The organism is Mycobacterium pinniadriaticum (genome assembly GCF_026242045.1).
GTDB lineage: Bacteria > Actinomycetota > Actinomycetes > Mycobacteriales > Mycobacteriaceae > Mycobacterium > Mycobacterium pinniadriaticum.
Genome location: NZ_JAPJDO010000054.1, coordinates 1 through 20120 on the forward strand (window position 1 = coordinate 1; position 20120 = coordinate 20120).

The 20120-nt window shown below is 65.9% G+C and carries 20 protein-coding genes; 14 read left to right on the top strand and 6 right to left on the bottom strand.

Annotated features, from left to right (window positions below):
- Positions 1-140 precede the first annotated feature (140 nt).
- Together ORI27_RS30335 and ORI27_RS30340 are read left to right on the top strand one after the other, a co-directional pair.
- Positions 141-893, top strand: a complete 753-nt coding sequence (locus ORI27_RS30335; protein WP_266000897.1) for a deoxyribonuclease IV — start codon at positions 141-143, stop codon at positions 891-893.
- A 358-nt stretch (positions 894-1251) separates the two neighbouring features.
- Complete coding sequence (locus ORI27_RS30340) at positions 1252-2634, top strand: phenylacetate--CoA ligase family protein (RefSeq protein ID WP_266000896.1); 1383 nt, start codon at positions 1252-1254, stop codon at positions 2632-2634.
- Here the strand turns inward: ORI27_RS30340 and ORI27_RS30345 are convergent.
- The gene (locus ORI27_RS30345; RefSeq protein WP_266000895.1) at positions 2631-2966 is read right to left on the bottom strand and encodes a cupin domain-containing protein; all 336 of its coding nucleotides are present in this window, start codon (positions 2964-2966) and stop codon (positions 2631-2633) included. The two genes, ORI27_RS30340 and ORI27_RS30345, sit on opposite strands and share 4 nt — an antisense overlap.
- 62 nt (positions 2967-3028) lie before the next feature.
- Here ORI27_RS30345 and ORI27_RS30350 point away from each other — a divergent pair, with 62 nt between their 5' ends.
- Genes ORI27_RS30350 through ORI27_RS30365 form a run of 4 tightly spaced genes read left to right on the top strand, consistent with a single transcriptional unit; the run spans position 3029 to position 7119 of the window.
- Positions 3029-4657: an acyl-CoA dehydrogenase family protein gene (locus ORI27_RS30350; protein WP_266000894.1), complete on the top strand. Its 1629-nt coding sequence runs from the start codon at positions 3029-3031 to the stop codon at positions 4655-4657.
- 14 nt (positions 4658-4671) lie between these two features.
- Entirely contained in the window at positions 4672-5562 is an 891-nt protein-coding gene (locus ORI27_RS30355; protein WP_266000900.1) for a crotonase/enoyl-CoA hydratase family protein, read from the top strand.
- 22 nt (positions 5563-5584) lie between these two features.
- Positions 5585-6298 (top strand): PaaX family transcriptional regulator C-terminal domain-containing protein, encoded by a 714-nt coding sequence (locus tag ORI27_RS30360; protein ID WP_266000893.1) that lies wholly within the window; start codon positions 5585-5587, stop codon positions 6296-6298.
- Positions 6295-7119, top strand: coding sequence for a crotonase/enoyl-CoA hydratase family protein (locus ORI27_RS30365; RefSeq protein ID WP_266000892.1), 825 nt, complete (start codon positions 6295-6297; stop codon positions 7117-7119). Before ORI27_RS30360 ends, ORI27_RS30365 begins: the two co-directional genes overlap by 4 nt.
- 31 nt (positions 7120-7150) lie before the next feature.
- On the opposite strand, the gene ORI27_RS30370 is transcribed toward ORI27_RS30365, so the two are convergent.
- On the bottom strand, positions 7151-7549 hold the full coding sequence (locus ORI27_RS30370; protein ID WP_266000891.1) for a DUF3060 domain-containing protein: 399 nt from the start codon (positions 7547-7549) through the stop codon (positions 7151-7153).
- A 265-nt stretch (positions 7550-7814) separates the two neighbouring features.
- On the opposite strand from ORI27_RS30370, the gene ORI27_RS30375 reads away from it, so the two are divergent.
- From ORI27_RS30375 to ORI27_RS30410, 8 genes are all read left to right on the top strand, one after another.
- Positions 7815-8453 carry a TetR/AcrR family transcriptional regulator gene (locus ORI27_RS30375; RefSeq protein ID WP_266000889.1) on the top strand — a complete coding sequence of 213 codons (639 nt, stop codon included), beginning with the start codon at positions 7815-7817 and terminating at the stop codon, positions 8451-8453.
- 318 nt (positions 8454-8771) lie between these two features.
- Entirely contained in the window at positions 8772-9146 is a 375-nt protein-coding gene (gene rpsL, locus ORI27_RS30380) for a 30S ribosomal protein S12 (protein WP_007167812.1), read from the top strand.
- On the top strand, positions 9146-9616 hold the full coding sequence (gene rpsG, locus ORI27_RS30385) for a 30S ribosomal protein S7 (protein ID WP_003881868.1): 471 nt from the start codon (positions 9146-9148) through the stop codon (positions 9614-9616). The genes rpsL and rpsG overlap by 1 nt, the downstream gene beginning before the upstream one ends.
- Before the next feature lie 87 nt (positions 9617-9703).
- Positions 9704-11806: an elongation factor G gene (gene fusA / locus ORI27_RS30390; protein WP_266000887.1), complete on the top strand. Its 2103-nt coding sequence runs from the start codon at positions 9704-9706 to the stop codon at positions 11804-11806.
- Positions 11807-11900: 94 nt separating this feature from the next.
- The gene (tuf, locus tag ORI27_RS30395) at positions 11901-13091 is read left to right on the top strand and encodes an elongation factor Tu (RefSeq protein WP_266000886.1); all 1191 of its coding nucleotides are present in this window, start codon (positions 11901-11903) and stop codon (positions 13089-13091) included.
- Positions 13092-13212: 121 nt separating this feature from the next.
- Complete coding sequence (locus ORI27_RS30400) at positions 13213-13506, top strand: hypothetical protein (protein ID WP_266000885.1); 294 nt, start codon at positions 13213-13215, stop codon at positions 13504-13506.
- 95 nt (positions 13507-13601) lie between these two features.
- Entirely contained in the window at positions 13602-14447 is an 846-nt protein-coding gene (locus tag ORI27_RS30405; RefSeq protein ID WP_266000884.1) for an SHOCT domain-containing protein, read from the top strand.
- Between the two features lie 191 nt (positions 14448-14638).
- Positions 14639-15493 carry a mycofactocin-coupled SDR family oxidoreductase gene (locus tag ORI27_RS30410; protein ID WP_266000883.1) on the top strand — a complete coding sequence of 285 codons (855 nt, stop codon included), beginning with the start codon at positions 14639-14641 and terminating at the stop codon, positions 15491-15493.
- A 63-nt stretch (positions 15494-15556) separates the two neighbouring features.
- On the opposite strand, the gene ORI27_RS30415 is transcribed toward ORI27_RS30410, so the two are convergent.
- Genes ORI27_RS30415 through ddaH form a run of 4 tightly spaced genes read right to left on the bottom strand, consistent with a single transcriptional unit; the run spans position 15557 to position 20033 of the window.
- Entirely contained in the window at positions 15557-16438 is an 882-nt protein-coding gene (locus ORI27_RS30415) for a universal stress protein (protein ID WP_266000882.1), read from the bottom strand.
- On the bottom strand, positions 16435-17925 hold the full coding sequence (locus ORI27_RS30420; protein ID WP_266000881.1) for an amino acid permease: 1491 nt from the start codon (positions 17923-17925) through the stop codon (positions 16435-16437). The genes ORI27_RS30415 and ORI27_RS30420 overlap by 4 nt, the downstream gene beginning before the upstream one ends.
- 33 nt (positions 17926-17958) lie before the next feature.
- Positions 17959-19185 (bottom strand): ornithine--oxo-acid transaminase, encoded by a 1227-nt coding sequence (rocD, locus tag ORI27_RS30425; protein ID WP_266000899.1) that lies wholly within the window; start codon positions 19183-19185, stop codon positions 17959-17961.
- Positions 19186-19187: 2 nt separating this feature from the next.
- Entirely contained in the window at positions 19188-20033 is an 846-nt protein-coding gene (ddaH, locus tag ORI27_RS30430; RefSeq protein ID WP_266000880.1) for a dimethylargininase, read from the bottom strand.
- Between the last annotated feature and the right edge of the window lie 87 nt (positions 20034-20120).

The following is a 20120-nucleotide window of genomic DNA, read 5'->3' on the forward strand; positions in this document are numbered from 1 at the left end:
GTCAAACGCCACATCGCTCGCGCCGTCTACCGTGCTCTACTCACCGACCACAACACCCGCCACCAAGCACCGCAATCAGCCGCGGCTTGACATAGGAGCTATTGCTCGCCGCAGAAGGTGGGCGCGCCTAGACTGGGCTCGTGCTGATCGGTTCCCATGTCCACACCGACGATCCGCTGGCGTCCGCCGCAGCTGACGGCGCCGAGGTCGTCCAGTTCTTCCTCGGCAACCCGCAGAGCTGGAAGAAGCCCAAGCCGCGTGACGACGCCGAGACGCTCAAGGCGTCGCGTATTCCGCTGTATGTGCATGCCCCGTACCTGATCAATGTGGCGTCGGCGAACAACCGGGTCCGCATACCGTCGCGCAAGATCCTGCAGGACACCTGCGATGCCGCCGCCGAGATCGACGCGACCGCGGTGATCGTGCACGGAGGCCACGCTGACGACGACGACATGGAGGCCGGCTTCGAGCGTTGGGCGAAAGCCCTGGCGCAGCTGGAAACCGACGTTCCGGTGTATCTGGAGAACACCGCCGGCGGCGACCATGCGATGGCCCGCCATTTCGACACCATCGCACGGCTCTGGGAGCGCATCGCCGACACCGGCATTGGCTTTTGTCTGGACACCTGCCATGCCTGGGCGGCCGGTGAGGAGTTGATCGACGCCGTCGAGCGGGTAAGAGCCATCACCGGACGCATCGACCTGGTGCACTGCAACGACTCGCGGGACGCCAAGGGTTCCGGAGCCGATCGGCACGCCAATTTCGGTGCGGGACAGATTGATCCACAGCTACTCGTCGCGGTGGTCCATGCCGCGGATGCACCGGTGATCTGTGAGACGGCCGACGAGGGCCGGAAAGACGATATCGCCTTTCTCCGCGAACACCTGGGCTAGCTGTGTCAGCCCGCCGAGTCGCGTTGCTGGGGGCCGTCTTGCTGCTCTCGGCCTGCGCGCCGTCGGGCGCGGCGTCGGCGGCGTCATTGGTCGTGATGCTGCACGGCTGGACGGGCTGTGCGGCACAGGCCGGATGGGCGTACGGCTGGAACCAGTTCGCCGACTCCGCCAAGTTCGTGATGGCCTATAAATTAGCTTGCAACAGTGCGGTTTTCGCGGCTATCGGGCCGGGCGCGGCGACTCAGCTCGACCCGTGTCCGGCGCCGGGGGAGGGTACGAGTCGCCGTCGTTCGCCACGAAGCGGCTGTGGGACTTCTTCGCCGACCATCCCGATTGAGGCCGACCGATGGTAGCAGGATTGAGACGCGGCGAGCGCCGGAAGGTCGAGCGGGACATCTGGCGGGCCAAATGGGCGACGGAGGACTCGATACGAGCCCGTCAGGAGCGACGGCTCAGTGACCTGTTGTCCTTCGCGCGCGAGCATTCTCGCTTCTATCGGGACCTGTACGCGGACCTGCCCGATGAACTCGAGGCACTTCCGGTGGTCACCAAGCCGATGTTGATGGCGAACTTCGACGACGTCGTCACCGACCCGGCAGTCAGCTGGTCAGGCGTCAGCGACTTCCTTGCCGAGGGCACCAACATCGGTCGGCGCCATCTGGGCCGATATCCGGTGTGGACCACCTCGGGTACCACGGGCGAGCCGGGAGTGTTCGTCCAGGATGACCTGTCACTCATCCTGGTCGGCACGGTCCCGGATCGGTGGACCACTCCTGCTCTGCTGAACCCGAGGATGCTTGCCCGGCTGATCCGCAACAACCTACGGGGGGCCGAGATCGCGGTAACCGGAGGGCATTTCGCCGGTGCATCCGGTTTCGAGCTGATCCGGCGGGAGTCCCGATTCCTTCGAGAGCGACTCCGGATGTTCTCGCCCGGCCAGCCGATTGACGACGTCGTCGCCGGGTTGAATGCCTTCCGGCCGGCGTTCATCACGGGCTATTCGACCGTGCTGGTCGAACTGGGACGGGCCCAGCGCGACGGACGGCTGGCGATCACGCCCGCGATGATCGCCGCCAGCGGCGAGCCGATCTCGGTCGACGCCAAGCGGGCGTTACGGGACGTCTTCGGGTGCGTCGTGCGTGAGATGTACGGCGCAACTGAGGCCGTCCCGCTTGCCGTTGAGTGCCACCGCGGAAGCCTGCACCTCAACGCAGACTGGTTCGTGTTGGAGCCGGTGGACAAGACCCACAGTCCGGTGCGCCCCGGCCAGATTGGTGACACCGTGTTGTTGACGCACTTGGGAAATCGCATCCAGCCGCTGATTCGCTACGACCTCGGCGACAGCGTCGGGCTGCATACGGATCGGTGTTCGTGTGGCAGTGCGTTTCCCGTGCTCGAGATTCGAGGCCGCCAGGGTGAGGTCCTGTGGTTCACCGACGCGGACGGCCGTCAGGTGCCGCTTTTTCCGCTTGCGTTGACGACTGTGGTCGAAGGGGTGCCTGGGGTGCGGCGGTGCCAGATCATCCGAATAGGCCCGTCGACTGTCGAGATTCGCTTCGACGTGCTTGCCGACGCCGACCGTGAGACTACGTGGCCCCTCATCCGGGCCGCTTTGTTGCGGTTCTTCGCCTCGCAGGCGATCCCCGGCGTTGCGATCGAACAGGGTGCGCAACCCCCGCGGCGACATCAGCGCAGTGGGAAGTTCCGGCATGTGTGGACCGCGACAACCGGACTGACCTAGCTCAGGTACACCTTGCGCAGCGTCTCGGTCACCGTCCACACGGTCTTGGCGCCCTGCGTCAGACGCACCACGTCGCCGGGCCCCAGCGTCAGTGCCGGGCTGCCGTCGTCGAATTCGACGGTGGCGGCTCCGGAGAGCACCACGAACAACTCCTCGGCCTCGACATCGCGCATGACGCCGGGCGTCATCTCCCACACCCCGGCCTGTAGGCCGCCGAACTCACCTAGTTCGGCGATCCCGGTCTGCGGCTCACCACTGACGGACTGGTCATTTCCCACCGGCTCGTGCTCGAGCCACAACGCGGCGGCGTGGACGACAGAGTTCGAATTCACGCGTTCCAGCCTGCCATATTACGCATCTTGTGCGATTGTCGGAAAAATGTAATATAAGAGGCATGTCGGACACGCATGTCGTCACCAATCAGGTTCCGCCGCTGGTGGATCACAATCCCGCGAGTTCCCCGGTGCTGATCGAAGCGCTTATTCGGGAGGGCGGTCAGTGGGGCCTCGAGGAGGTCACCGAACTCGGCGCGCTCTCGGGCAGCGCGCAGGCTCAGCGCTGGGGCGACCTGGCCGATCGCAATCAGCCGATCCTGCACACCCATGATCGCTATGGCTACCGCGTCGACGAGATCGAGTACGACCCCGCATACCACGAGCTGATGCGCACGGCGATCGCCCATGGCGTGCATGCCGCCCCGTGGGCCGACGAGCGCCCGGGCGCCCACGTGGTTCGCGCGGCCAAGATGGGGGTGTGGACTCCCGAGCCCGGCCACATCTGCCCGATCTCGATGACCTACGCCGTTGTGCCCGCGCTACGTCACAACCCCGAGCTCGCCAAGGTCTACGAGCCGCTGCTGACCAGTCGTGTCTACGACCCCGACCTGTTGGTGCCCACCACCAAGGCGGGGATCACCGCGGGGATGTCGATGACCGAGAAGCAGGGCGGGTCCGATGTCCGGGCCGGCACCACCCAAGCCGTTCCCAATGGCGACGGCAGCTACCGCCTCACCGGCCACAAGTGGTTCACCTCCGCGGCGATGAGCGACATCTTCCTGGTGCTGGCCCAAGCACCCGGCGGCCTGAGTTGTTTCATGTTGCCGCGCGTGCTTCCCGACGGCACCCGCAACCGGATGTTCCTGCAGCGCCTCAAGGACAAGCTCGGCAATCACGCCAACGCCTCCAGCGAGGTCGAATACGACGGTGCCGTGGCATGGCTGGTCGGCGAGGAGGGCCGTGGGGTGCCCACCATCATCGAGATGGTCAACCTCACCCGACTGGACTGCACGCTGGGCAGCGCCACCAGCATGCGCAGCGGGCTGACCCGGGCCGTGCACCACGCCCAGCACCGAAAGGCGTTCGGCGCCTATCTGATCGACCAGCCGCTGATGCGTAACGTGCTGGCCGATCTCGCGGTCGAGGCCGAGGCGGCCACCATCATCGCGATGCGGATGGCCGGCGCCACCGACGCCGCTGTTCGGGGTGACGAGCGGGAGACGTTGTTGCGCCGGATCGGCCTGGCTGCCGCCAAGTACTGGGTGTGCAAGCGCGCCACTCCGCACGCCGCCGAGGCGATGGAATGCCTGGGCGGCAACGGTTATGCCGAAGAGTCTGGTATGCCTCGGCTCTACCGGGAGGCGCCGCTGATGGGCATCTGGGAGGGCTCGGGCAACGTCAGTGCGCTGGACACGTTGCGGGCCATGGCAACCCGGCCCGAATGCGTCGATGTCTTGTTCGACGAACTCGCCGGCACCGCGGGTCAGGATGTCCGCCTGGATACCCACGTTGCCGGATTGCGCGCGGAGCTGGGCGACCTCGACGCCGTCGAGTACCGGGCCCGTAAGGTCGCCGAGGACATCGCCCTCGCGCTGCAGGGTTCGCTGCTGGTCCGCCACGGCCATCCCGCGGTCGCCGAGGCCTTCCTGGCCACCCGGATGGCCGGCAACTGGGGCGGTGCTTTCGGCACGCTGCCGGCCGGGCTCGATCTCGCGCCGATCCTCGAACGCTGCCTGGTGAAGGGGTGACCGACCTGAAGACGATGACCTACGAGGTCACCGATCGGGTCGCCCGCATCACCTTCAACCGTCCGGAAAAAGGTAACGCCATCGTTGCCGACACCCCGTTGGAACTGGCGGCGTTGGTCGAACGAGCCGACCTGGACCCCAATGTTCACGTGATCCTCGTTTCCGGCCGCGGCGACGGCTTTTGTGCCGGGTTCGACCTGGGTGCCTACGCCGACGGCTCCTCCTCGGCAGGCGGTGGAAACCGCGAGGGAACCGTGCTCGATGGGAAGACGCAAGCGGTCAATCACCGCCCGGACCAGCCGTGGGATCCGATGATCGACTACCAGATGATGAGTCGGTTCGTGCGCGGCTTCTCCAGCCTGATGCACGCCGACAAGCCGACAGTGGTCAAGATCCACGGGTATTGCGTGGCCGGTGGCACGGACATCGCGCTGCACGCCGATCAGGTGATCGCCGCCGCCGACGCCAAGATCGGCTATCCCCCCACCCGCGTGTGGGGGGTGCCCGCCGCAGGTCTGTGGGCGCACCGTCTCGGTGATCAGCGAGCCAAACGCCTTCTGCTGACCGGTGATTGCATAACCGGTGCGCAGGCCGCGGAGTGGGGTCTGGCGATCGAGGCGCCCGATGCGGCCGATCTCGACGAGCGCACCGAGCGGCTCGTCGAGCGCATCGCCGCGGTCCCGGTCAACCAGCTGATCATGGTGAAGCTGGCGATGAACACCGCGCTGTACCAACAGGGCGTGGCGACAAGTCGGATGGTCAGCACCGTGTTCGACGGTATTGCCCGGCATACCCCTGAGGGGCACGCGTTCGTCGCCGATGCCCGCGCACAGGGGTTCCGTGAGGCGGTACGTCACCGCGACGAGCCGTTCGGCGATCACGGGCGCCGCGCGTCGGGGGTATGAGGTGCCGCAGACGCTGTCGAAGATGACCGCGCGGTCGGTGGTGCTGAGCGTGCTGCTCGGAGCCCACCCGGCGTGGGCCACTTCGGCCGAAATGCTGCGACTGACGTCGGATTTCGGCATCCGGGAGCAAACGCTGCGAGTGGCGTTGACCCGCATGGTCGCCGCCGGCGACCTGGTGCGTTCCGATGACGGGTACCGGCTGTCCGACCGACTGCTGACCCGTCAACGCCGCCAGGACGACGCGCTGCACCCGCGGACCCGCGAGTGGGACGGCAGCTGGATCACGGTGATCATCACGGCAGTCGGTATGGATGCCCGGGCGCGAGCGGCACTGCGAAACGCATTGCAGATCAAGCGGTTCGGCGAACTCAGGGAAGGTGTCTGGCTACGTCCGGGCAATCTCGACGACGAACTGCCCGCCGAGGTCGCCGGCCGAGTGCGGGTGCTGCATGCGCGCGACGACGACCCAGCCGAGCTGGCGCGGTGTCTGTGGGATCTGCCCGGATGGGCGCGCACCGGCGATCGACTGCTGGACGACATCGCCGCCGCCGGTGATGTTCCAGGGCGGTTCCGCGCGGCCGCCGGCATCGTGCGGCATCTGCTCACCGATCCGGTACTGCCCGAGGAACTGCTGCCGGCCGGTTGGCCGGGCGCCGCACTCCGACGGGCCTACGCAGACTTCGCCGCCGAACTGGTCGTGCGGCGGGACGAGGGACGACTGGTGGAGGCGAAATGACGGGTTCGGCGGGCAGGAGCGAAGCGACCCGGGAATCAGTACGGGTGGAGAAAAGCGGGCCTGTCACGACGGTGATCCTCGACCGCCCGCATGCCCGCAACGCGGTCGACGGCCCGACCGCGAGGGCGCTGTTCGCTGCGTTCGACGAGTTTGACCGCGACGAGTCGGCGTCGGTGGCCGTCCTCTGGGGCGATCATGGAACGTTCTGCGCCGGAGCCGATCTGAAAGCGATGGCAACACCCGATGCCAACCCGCTCCATCGGCCCCGAGTGGGGTCTGATGTCGACGACCCTGCGGCCATGGGCCCCATGGGACCTAGCCGCATGGTGTTGTCCAAGCCGGTGATCGCGGCGGTGAGTGGCTACGCCGTGGCCGGCGGTCTCGAGTTGGCGTTGTGGTGCGATTTGCGGGTTGCCGAGAAGGACGCGGTGTTCGGCGTGTTCTGCCGACGCTGGGGAGTGCCGCTGATCGACGGCGGCACGGTGCGCCTGCCCCGGCTCATCGGGCACAGCCGGGCGATGGATCTGATCCTGACCGGCCGCGCCGTCGACGCCGACGAGGCGCTCGCCATCGGGCTGGCGAACCGGGTGGTGCCCAACGGCGAGGCCCGGCGCGCCGCCGAGGAATTGGCCGCCGAGTTGGCGCAGCTACCGCAGCTGTGTCTGCGTTCGGATCGGATGTCGATGCTGCATCAGTGGGGGCAGGCCGAGGCCGAGGCCTTGGACTTCGAGTTCGGCAGCCTGTCGCGGGTGGCCGCCGAGTCGCTGGCCGGGGCCGCGAGGTTCGCCGAGGGCGCGGGCCGGCACGGTTCGAAGGCCTGATCCCGGGCCATGCACGCCGGCCCGGAGCCGGTCAGCTCTTGTTGAGGGTGTTACCCGAGCCGAGGTTGTTGACCTTGGGATCGCCCGTGTAGGTGACGGTGTTGTTCAAACCGACGACGGAGAGTTCCTTGTCGATCTTGTCGAAGGTGATCTTGTTGTCCGCGCCGCCGATGTTGACCGACGCGCATGTGCCCTTGACCGTCAGGGTGTTATTCGAGCCGCCGACGTTGAGTGACTTCCCGTCGGCGCAATCGATCTCGGCGGTAGTGCCGAACGAGCCGTAATTGATGGTGTTGCCTACTTCCACCTGGGCTCCCGACTCTCCGGCCGTGGCCGTCGGGGGGTTGTTCTCCTTGCTGGTGGATCCGCAGCCTGCCAGGGTGAGTGCGGCGAGCACGCTGATCCCAGCGATGAGGGTGGGGGAGTGCATCGATCACGTCCTTTGCGCTACGCCGGAACGCGGTCGATCCGGTTCGTCATTCCCAACTGTCGTTGACGACGTTATCGGCGATACCGGTGTTCGACGACCCCTGGGTGGTCACGGCCGGGCGCTACCCGGTCGCGGTGCGCTGGATCCGCAGCGGTGTGCCCAGCTCATCGGCGTGCCCTCTTCATCCCCAACCCGAGCTGGTACCTACGTGGCGGCCGGTCGGTCAACTAGAGTTCTTCGTCGATCCATATTGAAAGGCCTCGTGATGACATTTGAGCCGGAACCGGACGCGGCGGGTGGTCGACCGCGCGCCGGCAGTCGGCCGTCGGCGAGGTCGGCCAAACTCAGCCGCGAGGTCATCGTCAACGCGGCACTGACCTTCCTCGACCGCGAGGGCTGGGACGGCCTGACCATCAACGCCCTGGCCACCCAGCTGGGCACCAAGGGCCCGTCGCTGTACAACCACGTGCACAGTCTGGACGACCTGCGCCGAACCGTTCGGATGCACGTCATCGACGACATCTTGCAGATGTTGTCCACCGTGGGGCAGGGCCGTACCCGCGACGACGCCGTGATGGCGATGGCCAGCGCCTACCGCAGCTATGCCCACCACCACCCCGGGCGCTATTCGGCGTTCACCCGGATGCCGCTGGGTGGTGACGACCCCGAGTTCACCGCCGCATCGCACGCCGCTGCGGCCCCGGTCATCAAGGTGCTGACGTCCTACGGCCTGGACGGCGACGATGCGTTCTACGCCTCGCTGGAATTCTGGGCGGCGTTGCACGGGTTCGTGCTGTTGGAGATGACCGGCGTGATGGAAACCGTCGACACCGACGCCGTGTTCTCCGACATGGTGCTGCGGCTGGCCGCGGGGATGGCGCGGCGCACCGGAACACACAGCTGACCCCGTCACCGCGCCCCAAGCGGCGGGCTGTCGGGAACCGGTGCCGGCATTCACACGTTGACCTGCAGTAAGGCGCCGTACACCGAGTTTGGAGGGGCGTGCCGCGCCTGGTATCGTGGAAACTCGTGCCTGGCCGACAGGGGCGCAAGCGGGAGCGCATGCGCGCACGCCGGGCCAATTCGCATGTCCAGTATGCATCGGATCAAGCCGGTGCGCAGTGCGTGCGACACGCCCGGCAGCGGGGTACGCGGCGGGGCTGAAACTGCAGTACAGAGACTTGAGAACCACCGAAAGACGAACGAGAGAAGAAAGCCGGTAATGCCAACCATTCAGCAGCTGGTCCGCAAGGGTCGCCGCGACAAGATCGCCAAGGTGAAGACCGCGGCCCTCAAGGGCAGCCCGCAGCGACGCGGCGTGTGCACGCGCGTGTACACGACCACGCCGAAGAAGCCGAACTCGGCCCTTCGCAAGGTCGCTCGCGTGAAGCTGACCAGCCAGGTCGAGGTCACCGCCTATATCCCCGGCGAGGGCCACAACCTGCAGGAGCACTCCATGGTGCTGGTGCGCGGCGGTCGTGTGAAGGACTTGCCCGGCGTTCGTTACAAGATCATCCGCGGTTCGCTGGACACCCAGGGTGTCAAGAACCGCAAGCAGGCCCGCAGCCGCTACGGCGCGAAGAAGGAGAAGAGCTGATGCCGCGCAAGGGCCCCGCTCCCAAACGTCCTCTCGTCAACGACCCCGTCTACGGGTCGCAGTTGGTCACTCAGCTGGTCAACAAAGTTCTGCTGGATGGGAAGAAATCCCTGGCGGAACGCATCGTCTACGGTGCGCTCGAACAGGCTCGTGACAAGACCGGCACCGATCCGGTCGTCACCCTCAAGCGCGCCCTGGACAACGTCAAGCCCGCCCTCGAGGTGCGCAGCCGACGTGTCGGTGGTGCCACCTATCAGGTTCCCGTCGAGGTGCGTCCCGATCGTTCGACCACGCTGGCTCTGCGCTGGCTGGTGAGCTTTTCGAAGGCGCGCCGGGAGAAGACCATGATCGAGCGGCTGGCCAACGAGATCCTCGACGCCAGCAATGGCCTGGGTGCCGCCGTGAAGCGGCGTGAGGACACCCACAAGATGGCCGAGGCGAACCGGGCCTTCGCGCACTACCGCTGGTGATTGCGAGTCGCCGGCGGCAGCGAAGAGGCTGCGGGCGGTGGCCATTGACTACACCGAATTGAGAAGCGAAAGAGTGGGAATCTAGCCGTGGCACAGGACGTGCTGACCGACCTGAACAAGGTCCGCAACATCGGCATCATGGCGCACATCGATGCCGGCAAGACGACGACGACCGAGCGCATCCTCTACTACACCGGTATCAGCTACAAAATCGGTGAGGTGCACGACGGTGCCGCCACGATGGACTGGATGGAGCAGGAGCAGGAGCGGGGTATCACCATCACCTCGGCCGCGACCACCTGCTTCTGGAACGGCAACCAGATCAACATCATCGACACCCCCGGCCACGTCGACTTCACCGTCGAGGTGGAGCGTTCGTTGCGCGTGCTCGACGGTGCCGTTGCCGTGTTCGACGGCAAAGAGGGTGTGGAGCCGCAGTCCGAGCAGGTCTGGCGGCAGGCCGACAAGTACGACGTTCCGCGTATCTGCTTCGTCAACAAGATGGACAAGATCGGCGCGGACTTCTACTTCTCGGTGAAGACGATGGAAGACCGCCTGGGTGCCAACGTCATCCCGATCCAGATCCCGATCGGCGCCGAGGGCGATTTCGCCGGTGTCGTCGACCTGGTCGAGATGAAGGCCAAGGTGTGGAGCGCCGAAGCCAAGCTCGGCGAGAAGTACGACGTCGTCGAGATCCCGGCCGATCTTCAGGAGAAGGCCGACGAGTACCGCACCAAGCTGCTCGAGGCGGTCGCCGAGACCGACGAGGCCCTGCTGGAGAAGTACTTCGGTGGCGAGGAACTCACCGTCGAGGAGATCAAGGGCGCCATCCGCAAGCTGACGATCAGCTCCGAGGCGTACCCGGTGCTGTGCGGCAGCGCGTTCAAGAACAAGGGCGTGCAGCCCATGCTGGATGCGGTCATCGACTACTTGCCCTCGCCGCTCGACGTGCCCGCGGCCGTCGGCCACGCGCCGGGCAAGGAGGATGTCGAGGTCATCCGCAAGCCGTCCACCGACGAGCCGTTCTCCGGTCTGGCGTTCAAGGTCGCCACGCACCCGTTCTTCGGCAAGCTGACCTACGTCCGGGTGTACTCGGGCAAGGTCGACTCCGGCTCGCAGGTCATCAACGCCACCAAGGGCAAGAAGGAGCGGCTGGGCAAGCTGTTCCAGATGCACTCCAACAAGGAGAACCCGGTGGACACGGCGTCGGCCGGACACATCTACGCGGTGATCGGCCTCAAGGACACCACGACCGGTGACACCCTGAGCGACCCCAACGACCAGGTGGTGCTGGAGTCGATGACCTTCCCCGACCCGGTTATCGAGGTCGCCATCGAGCCCAAGACCAAGAGTGACCAGGAGAAGCTGAGCCTCTCGATCCAGAAGCTCGCCGAGGAGGATCCGACCTTCAAGGTGCACCTGGATCAGGAGACCGGCCAGACCGTCATCGGCGGTATGGGCGAGCTGCACCTGGACATCCTGGTGGACCGGATGCGCCGCGAGTTCAAGGTCGAGGCCAACGTCGGCAAGCCGCAGGTGGCCTACAAGGAGACCATCAAGCGCCCGGCCACCAACGTCGAATTCACCCACAAGAAGCAGACCGGTGGTTCGGGCCAGTTCGCGAAGGTCATCATCAACCTCGAGCCGTTCGTCGGCGAGGACGGTGCGACCTATGAATTCGAGAACAAGGTCACCGGTGGCCGCATCCCGCGTGAGTACATCCCGTCGGTGGATGCCGGTGCGCAGGACGCCATGCAGTACGGCGTGCTGGCCGGCTACCCGCTGGTGAACCTGAAGGTCGTGCTTCTCGACGGTGCCTACCACGACGTCGACTCGTCGGAAATGGCCTTCAAGATCGCCGGTTCCCAGGTTCTGAAAAAGGCCGCCGCGATGGCGCAGCCGGTCATCCTGGAACCGATCATGGCCGTTGAGGTCACCACCCCCGAGGACTACATGGGTGACGTGATCGGTGACCTGAACTCCCGCCGTGGTCAGATCCAGGCCATGGAGGAGCGCAGCGGTGCGCGCGTCGTCAAGGCGCAGGTGCCGCTGTCGGAGATGTTCGGCTATGTCGGCGACCTCCGGTCGAAGACACAGGGCCGGGCTAACTACTCCATGGTGTTCGACTCGTACGCCGAGGTTCCGGCGAACGTGTCGAAGGAGATCATCGCCAAAGCCACGGGCCAGTAGGCTCGCCCGGCTTGGCGGACCACACAACTGAAAACAGTTTCTTTCCAGCACATCTGCTTAACCCAAGCACCAACAAGTCCAGGAGGACACAGAAGTGGCGAAGGCGAAGTTCGAGCGGACGAAGCCGCACGTCAACATCGGGACCATCGGTCACGTTGACCACGGCAAGACCACGCTGACTGCAGCAATCACCAAGGTTCTGCACGACAAGTACCCCGAGTTGAACGAGTCGCGCGCATTCGACCAGATCGACAATGCGCCCGAGGAGCGTCAGCGCGGTATCACCATCAACATCTCCCACGTGGAGTACCAGACCGAGAAGCGTCACTACGCGCACGTCGACGCCCCCGGCCACGCTGACTACATCAAGAACATGATCACCGGTGCCGCCCAGATGGACGGCGCGATCCTGGTGGTCGCCGCCACCGACGGTCCGATGCCGCAGACCCGCGAGCACGTGCTGCTGGCCCGCCAGGTCGGTGTCCCCTACATCCTGGTGGCGCTGAACAAGGCCGACATGGTCGACGACGAGGAGCTTCTCGAGCTCGTCGAGATGGAGGTCCGCGAGCTGCTGGCCGCCCAGGAGTTCGACGAGGAAGCCCCGGTCATCAAGGTGTCCGCGCTGAAGGCTCTCGAGGGTGACCCGACCTGGGTCAAGTCCGTCGAGGATCTGATGGACGCCGTCGACGAGTCGATCCCGGACCCGGTCCGCGACACCGACAAGCCGTTCCTGATGCCCGTCGAGGATGTCTTCACGATCACCGGCCGCGGCACCGTGGTCACCGGTCGTGTCGAGCGCGGCGTGATCAACGTGAACGAGGAAGTCGAGATCGTCGGCATCCGCCCCACCACCACCAAGACCACGGTCACCGGTGTGGAGATGTTCCGCAAGCTGCTCGACCAGGGCCAGGCCGGTGACAACGTCGGTCTGCTGGTTCGTGGCGTCAAGCGTGAGGACGTCGAGCGCGGCCAGGTCGTCGTGAAGCCCGGCACCACCACCCCGCACACCGAGTTCGAGGGCAGCGTCTACATCCTGTCCAAGGACGAGGGCGGTCGGCACACGCCGTTCTTCAACAACTACCGTCCGCAGTTCTACTTCCGCACCACGGACGTGACCGGCGTCGTGACCCTGCCCGAGGGCACCGAGATGGTGATGCCCGGTGACAACACCGACATCTCCGTCAAGCTGATCCAGCCCGTCGCCATGGACGAGGGCCTGCGCTTCGCGATCCGCGAGGGTGGCCGTACCGTCGGCGCCGGCCGGGTTACCAAGATCATCAAGTGATCTGAGAGTTCAACGCAGTACCGCGAAGCGGCGCTCACCTACGGGTGGGCGCCGCTTTCGTTTGCGCCGTTCGCCGCCGGTCAGGGTGTTACGCTTCGGCATCTCACAACGGGGTGGGCAGGTGGACGACGACGATTTCCAGCCAAAGGCGTACCCACCGTCGATTCTGATCGGCGGTGCGGGACTGGTGGTCGTCCTCACCGGAATCGTCGTGTCGGTGTTGATGGTCAGCGCCGCCAGCGTCGACCATGAGCACACGTCGCCGAGGGCGCGTACACCGCACCCCGCGTCGACATCGGCGGCGACGGCCACAGCGGTGGCCGGAGAACCGAGCCCACAGAACGGACTCGAGGGCTTCATCGCCCGGCTGACCCCGCAGCTACCAGCCCTCGACCGCCTGGTGCAGGCGCCCTGACGGGGCCACCGGCAGCGTCTTTATTGGGTTCGGTAGCTGGGCCGACGGGGCTAGTCTGAGTCCCGACATTGCGGGTCGTAGAGGGGACATGGCAAATGTTGGGGCGGTATCTCAAAGCGCAATTGACAGTGCTGCTGTTCGGCGGCTTGGTCGGTCCGATCTTCCTGATCGTCTACTTCGCCCTCGGCCCGATGGCGCGGCCCTACCTCAACTGGATGTTCTGGGTCGGTCTGCTCATCACGGCCGGCGATGTGCTCGTCGCACTCTGGCTGACCAACGCCGGCACCAAGTCGGCGGCCCGGCATGAGGAACTCGCCCAGCGCGGTGTGTTGGTGCTGGCCCATATCACCGGGATCTCGGACACTTCCTGGTTTGTCAACGATCAGCAGATGATCAAGGTGAACCTCCACTTCGACGTGCCCGGGCATCCGGGATTCGACGCCCAGGAAACGATGGCGTCCAGTCCGGCACGTATGCAGATCCTCAACGCCCACAAATTGGTCGCGCTCGTCGAGCCTGGCACGCAGAAGTACGAAATCGACTGGAACGCCAGCGCTTTGATTGCGGGCACGGTACCCGCACAGTTCACCCTGGCCGAGGATAACAAGACCTACGACCTGCGGGGCCAGGCCGGACCGTTGATGGAGATCCTGCAGATTCTGCGGGCCAACAACGTTCCGATGAACGGCACCATCGATATCCGGTCCAATCCGGTTGTGCGCCAACAGGTGATGGATGTCGTCCGCCGCTCGGCCGCCGCCGCGCCGGCGGCGCCTGCTGCGGCGCCGAGCCCGCCCGCTCCGCCACCGTACGTGCCGCCGACTATGCCGCAAGTCTCGACTGCGCAGCGGCTGCAGGAGCTCGAGACGTTGCGTGCCACGGGTTCGATAACGGAGGCCGAGTACACCGCTAAGCGGCAGCAGATTCTGTCCGACCTCTAGAAGGAGCTACCGATGGCGTCGCCATCCGCCGGGACGTTGGCGCGGTGGTGTCACTGCATGACCTGCCCGATCATCCGCCACCCAGTCGAATATTGAACCGCCCGGTCGCCATGGCCGAGGTGTGGACGGGTTCTTAGAACACGTTCCAGTTGGCTTGCTAGCCTGACCTGAGCTGAGCGAAAGGACCAATGATGACACCATCGTCGGGGACGCTTGAGGGACGAGTGGCGTTCGTGACCGGTGCCGCCCGCGGCCAGGGTCGCGCCCACGCGGTGCGGCTCGCCAGCGAGGGCGCCGACGTCATCATTTCCGACGTCTGCGCCACCGTCAGCGACACCATTCCCTATCCGGGCACGACCCCCGAAGACCTCGCCGAGACGGTGCGGTTGGTGGAAGCCCAGGGGCGCAAGGTGCTGGCCCGCGAGGTCGACGTTCGCGATGACGCCGCTCTGCGCCAACTGGTGGCCGACGGTGTCGAGCAGTTCGGCCGGCTCGACGTCCTGGTCGCCAATGCCGGCGTGCTGTCCTGGGGCCGGCTGTGGGAGCTGACCGACGAGCAGTGGAACACCGTGATCGACGTCAACCTCACCGGTACCTGGCGCACGCTGCGCGCGGTGGTCCCGGCGATGATCGATGCGGGCAATGGCGGTTCGATCATCGTGGTGAGTTCGTCAGCGGGCCTCAAGGCCACCCCGGGAAACAGCCATTACGCCGCGTCCAAGCACGGGCTGACCGCGCTGACGAATTCCCTTGCCCTGGAGGCCGGTGAGTACGGCATCCGGGTCAACTCGATTCATCCGTACTCGGTGGCCACTCCGATGACCGAAAATGATGCCATGATGGGCGTTTTCGCCGCCCACCCCAGCTATCTGCACGGCTTCGCCCCGATGCCCTACCTCCCGGTGGGCCAGAGCGCGACCGGCAAGCGGTCCGATTTCATGAGTGTCGACGAGGTTGCCGACGTCGTGGTGTGGTTGGCCGGTGACAACTCGGCGACACTGTCCGGCTCGCAGATCAGCGTCGACCGCGGCGTGATGAAGTACTAGGCATGACGATGCGCCGCAGCGTAGCGAGGCGCTGAGGAGTGGCTACATCGGGCTCAGTCCGGCTCAGCCGGGCAGCACCAGCACCGGAACGGGGCTGTGCCGCATGATCTTCGAGCCACGTGAACCCAGGAACACCCGGGCGATGTCGCCGCGCGGCGAGGTGCCCAGCGCCAACACTTCGCCGTCCTCCCATTCGGCGGCGTCGAGGGCCTGATCCCAGCCGTTGCCGCTGACAACCTGAAGCAGCGCGTCATCGCCCACCACGCCGTCGGTGCGCAGCTTGGCGAGCATCTCGCGGGCGTGCGCCTCCCAGGCGGCCAGGATCGAATCCTCGGCGTGCAGACCTACTTCCGGTGGATACATCGTGCGACCACGCACCGCAAAGGTGATCACCCGTAGTGGTACATCGAACCGCTCGGCCAGGTCGGCGACTCGCTTGACCACATGGACCGACTCCGACGTGCCCGGGTAGCCACAGGTGATCCGGGTCAGCACCGGCGTGCGGGCCGACCGGTAGCCGCGGGGGGCTATCGCCACCGGGATGGGCGCCGAGTGCAGCAGCCGGTCGGCGGTGGACCCGACGACGACCTGACCGAGCTGGCCGTTGGCCGACGAGCCCAGCACCAGCAGTTCGGCGTCGAGTTCCTCGACCACCTCGACGAGTCCGCCGGACACCGAGCGGTGCGCATGGCTGTGGTAGGCGATCTCGACGCCGGAGGCCAGGCTGGTCAGGTAGCGCTTTGCCTCCTTGGCGGAGTCGCTGGCGAGTTGGTCTGCCCAGGCGGCGTATTCGGCGTCGATGCGGGCCGGAGACGGTGTGGTCCACGGCTTGGGCACGATGGTCGCCACGGTCAGCGACGTGTGCAGGGTGCGCGCGGCACCGAGGGCCAGGGTCAGCGGCGCGGTCCCGCTCTTGCCCGCCAGATAGCCGGCGACGACCGTCATGACGCGTCCTGGGGTGGCTTGACCATCTCGACGTCCTCGACTTCCGGTGGGGTACCGGCGGCCACGCCACCACTGTTGAGCGCGCTGTGGTGGCGGCCCCAGATGAAGTAGAACACCAGCACCACCGCGACCCAGGAGGAGAACGCGATCCAGGTGTACCAGTGCAGGCTGTAGAGAATGTAGCCGCAGGCCAACACCGAGAGGACCGGTGTCACGGGATAGCCGGGCACCTTGAAACCGCGTGGCAGGTCGGGTTCGCGCACCCGGAGGATGATCACTCCGACCGAGACGACGATGAACGCCACCAGGGTGCCGATCGACACCATGTCCGCCAGATAGTCCAACGGGACGACGCCGGCCAGGATGCTGACCACGATCGCCACGATGATGGTGTTGTTGACCGGTGTCATGCTGCGCGTGTTGACCTTGGCGAACATCGACGGCAGGAGTCCGTCGCGGCCCATCGCGAACAGGATGCGGGTCTGGCCGTACAACGTCACCAGCGTCACCGAGAAGATCGAGATGACCGCGCCTGCGGCCAGGACCGTGCCCCAGTACTGGCCGCCGGTGACGTTGTCCAGGATGGTGGCCAGGCCGGCCTCCTGGCCCTCGAAACCGGTCCAAGTCTGCGCCCCGAGGGCGGCGATGGTGACCAGGATGTAGACCGCCGTCACGGTGATCAGCGCGGCCAGGATCGCGCGGGGCATGGTCTTCTGGGGGTTCTTGACCTCGTCGCCGGCGGTGGAGACGGCGTCCAAGCCGATGTAGGAGAAGAAGATGGTGCCAGCGGCTGACCCGATGCCGGCGACGCCCAACGGTGCGAAGTTGGCGAAGTTGTCGGCATCGAAAGCGGTGAACGCGATCACCGCGAACATCACCAGCACGCCGAGCTTGATCAGCACCATGATCGTGTTGACGGTGGCCGACTCGCTGGCTCCGCGAATCAGCAGCAACGCGCACATCACGACCAGCACGACCGCCGGTAGGTTCACAATTCCCGGTGTGCTGGCCCATGGTGCCGCCGAAATCGCTTGCGGCAAGGGGTGTCCGAAGAAGTTGTCCAAGAGTTTGTTGACGTACTGACTCCAGCCGACGGCGACCGCTGCGGTGGACACCCCGTATTCGAGCAGCAGGCAGGCGGCCACGCCCATCGCCACGACCTCGCCGAGCGTGGTGTAGGCGTAGGAGTAGGTGGACCCGGAGACGGGCACCGCCGAGGCCAGTTCGGCATAACAGATCGCTGCCAGCCCGGCCGCGATACCGGCGATGATGAACGAGACGACGACGCCGGGGCCGGCCTCCGGAACCGCCTCCGACAGCACGAAGAAAATGCCGGTGCCCACGGTGGCGCCGACGCCGAACATGGTCAGCTGGAATGTGCCGATCGTCCGTTTCAGGTGGTTGGAGGCACCGTGCGCGACCGGGGCGCCGAGGACGGGCCGTCGGCGCAGCATTTGCTCGGTCAGATTGATCGACGGTGCCGTCATGGGCGTCTCCTGGGTCGGGGGAGATTTAGCCGATTATGAGCCCGCCTCGGCCAGTACGCTCGCGAAGTGGTCAACAGCCCAGTCGATCTCCTCGGCCGTGATCACCAGCGGCGGGGCGAATCGCAAGGTCGAACCATGGGTGTCCTTGACCAGCACGCCGCGTTCGGCCAGAGCCATGCTGAGCCGTTTGCCGGTTCCCAGCCGGGTATCGATGTCGACTCCGGCCCACAGTCCCATCCCGCGGACCGCGAGGACACCGTGGCCGATCAGCGACCGCAGCCGGGCGTGCAGGTGCAGCCCGAGTTCGGCTGAGCGGGACTGGAATTCACCTCGGCGCAGGATGTCGACCACGGTCGAGCCGATGGCGGCGGCCAGCGGGTTACCCCCGAAGGTGGAACCGTGCTCACCGGGGTTGAGCACACCGAGAACGTCGCGGTCAGCGGCGACCGCAGACAGCGGAACGACGCCGCCGCCGAGAGCCTTGCCGAGCAGATAGACATCCGGTGTCACGTCCCAGTGATCGCAGGCGAAGGTGTGACCGGTGCGCGCCAGCCCGGATTGGATTTCGTCGGCGATCAGCAGCACGTTGTGCCGGGTGCACAACGTGCGTAACCGGGGCAGGTAGTCGTCGGGTGGGACGATGATGCCGGCCTCGCCCTGGATGGGTTCGACGAGGACCGCGACGGTGTTTTCGTCGATGGCGGCGGCGACGGCGTCGGCGTCGCCGAACGGCACGGATCGGAATCCGGGGGTGAAGGGACCGAAGCCGCCGCGGGCGGTGGCATCGGAGGAGAAGCTGACGATACTGATCGTGCGGCCGTGGAAGTTGTTGTCGGCCACAATGATGTTGGCCATCCCCTCGGCGACACCCTTGGTATCGGTGCCCCATTTCCGGGCGATCTTCAGCCCGCTTTCCACCGCTTCGGCCCCGCTGTTCATGGGCAGCACCATGTCCTTGCCGCACAGCCCGGCCAGCGCAGCGCAGAACGGGCCGAGTTGATCGGAGTGGAATGCCCGGCTGACCAGGGTCACCGCGTCGAGCTGGTGGTGGGCGGTGGCAATGATCTCCTCGTTGTGGTGGCCGAAGTTGACGGCGGAATAGGCGGCCAGGCAGTCCAGGTAGCGGCGACCTTCGACGTCGGTGATCCACGCCCCACGGGCGCTGGCGGCCACCACCGGCAGTGGCGAATAGTTATGCGCGGTGTGGGCGCTCTCGACCGCGATGGCGGCCTCGGTCGATGTCCGGTCGGTGGCGGCCATGGTCATGAAAACACCTCCAGTGTGCAGCATTTCACCGATCCACCACCCTTGAGAAGTTCGGACAGGTCGACGCCGATGGGATGGAAGCCGGCCTGGTAGAGCTGTTCGGCGAAGGTGGTGGCCTGGGCGGGGTGCACGACGTGCTTGCCGTCGGACACCGCGTTGAGGCCCAGCACGTAGGCATCGGTGCTGGCCACTTCGATGGCGTCGGGGAACAATGCGCCCAACCGGGCCCGGGCGGCGTCGGTGAATGCCGGCGGGTAGTAGGCGATCGTGGTGTCGTCGAGCACCGTCAGCGCGGTGTCGAGGTGGTAGAAGCGCGGATCGATGAGTTCCAGTGACACCACGGGCATTCCGGTGATGGCGGCCACCTCGGCATGTGCCTGCGGGTGAGTGCGAAAACCCGTACCGGCCAGGATTGTTGAACCCACCACCAGCAGATCGCCCTGTCCCTCGTTCACGTGGCGGGTGGGGACGGGTTTGTGGCCGAGCCGATCCATCCATGCCGCGTAGGCGGCGGATTCGCCATGCCGCTCGGGGTGCTTGAATCGGGCGACGATCGCCGAACCGTTGATGATCAGTCCGGCGTTGGCGGCGTAGACCATGTCCGGGAGGCCGGGAACCGGTTCGACGAGGTCCACGGTGTGGCCCAGACGGCGATAGGTGTCCCGCAGGTTTTCCCACTGGGCGATGGCGAGGTCGACATCGACCGCTGTGCTGGTGTCCATCCACGGGTTGATGGCGTATTCGACGGCGAAGAACGTCGGTGGGGTCATTGCGTAGTGGCGAAGTCGCTGGCTGCGCGGTGTCCTCGTTGACTCGGCGGCGACATCTGGAGATATCGTCATAAAAATAACGATAGAAGCCCATCTGGGCGCAATCAATCAATGTCTATTGCTTTATGACCGCCGATCTATTGCGCCAGGCTTGGGATG

Coding starts and splice junctions, on each gene's coding strand:
- ddaH (WP_266000880.1), bottom strand. CDS start 20,033: ATGACGATATCTCCAGATGTCGCCGCCGAGTCAACGAGGACACCGCGC.
- rpsL (WP_007167812.1), top strand. CDS start 8,772: ATGCCAACCATTCAGCAGCTGGTCCGCAAGGGTCGCCGCGACAAGATC.
- ORI27_RS30410 (WP_266000883.1), top strand. CDS start 14,639: ATGACACCATCGTCGGGGACGCTTGAGGGACGAGTGGCGTTCGTGACC.
- rpsG (WP_003881868.1), top strand. CDS start 9,146: ATGCCGCGCAAGGGCCCCGCTCCCAAACGTCCTCTCGTCAACGACCCC.
- ORI27_RS30370 (WP_266000891.1), bottom strand. CDS start 7,549: ATGCACTCCCCCACCCTCATCGCTGGGATCAGCGTGCTCGCCGCACTC.
- ORI27_RS30405 (WP_266000884.1), top strand. CDS start 13,602: ATGTTGGGGCGGTATCTCAAAGCGCAATTGACAGTGCTGCTGTTCGGC.
- ORI27_RS30360 (WP_266000893.1), top strand. CDS start 5,585: ATGACCGCGCGGTCGGTGGTGCTGAGCGTGCTGCTCGGAGCCCACCCG.
- ORI27_RS30375 (WP_266000889.1), top strand. CDS start 7,815: ATGACATTTGAGCCGGAACCGGACGCGGCGGGTGGTCGACCGCGCGCC.
- rocD (WP_266000899.1), bottom strand. CDS start 19,185: ATGGCCGCCACCGACCGGACATCGACCGAGGCCGCCATCGCGGTCGAG.
- ORI27_RS30355 (WP_266000900.1), top strand. CDS start 4,672: ATGACCTACGAGGTCACCGATCGGGTCGCCCGCATCACCTTCAACCGT.
- ORI27_RS30365 (WP_266000892.1), top strand. CDS start 6,295: ATGACGGGTTCGGCGGGCAGGAGCGAAGCGACCCGGGAATCAGTACGG.
- ORI27_RS30420 (WP_266000881.1), bottom strand. CDS start 17,925: ATGACGGCACCGTCGATCAATCTGACCGAGCAAATGCTGCGCCGACGG.
- ORI27_RS30350 (WP_266000894.1), top strand. CDS start 3,029: ATGTCGGACACGCATGTCGTCACCAATCAGGTTCCGCCGCTGGTGGAT.
- ORI27_RS30415 (WP_266000882.1), bottom strand. CDS start 16,438: ATGACGGTCGTCGCCGGCTATCTGGCGGGCAAGAGCGGGACCGCGCCG.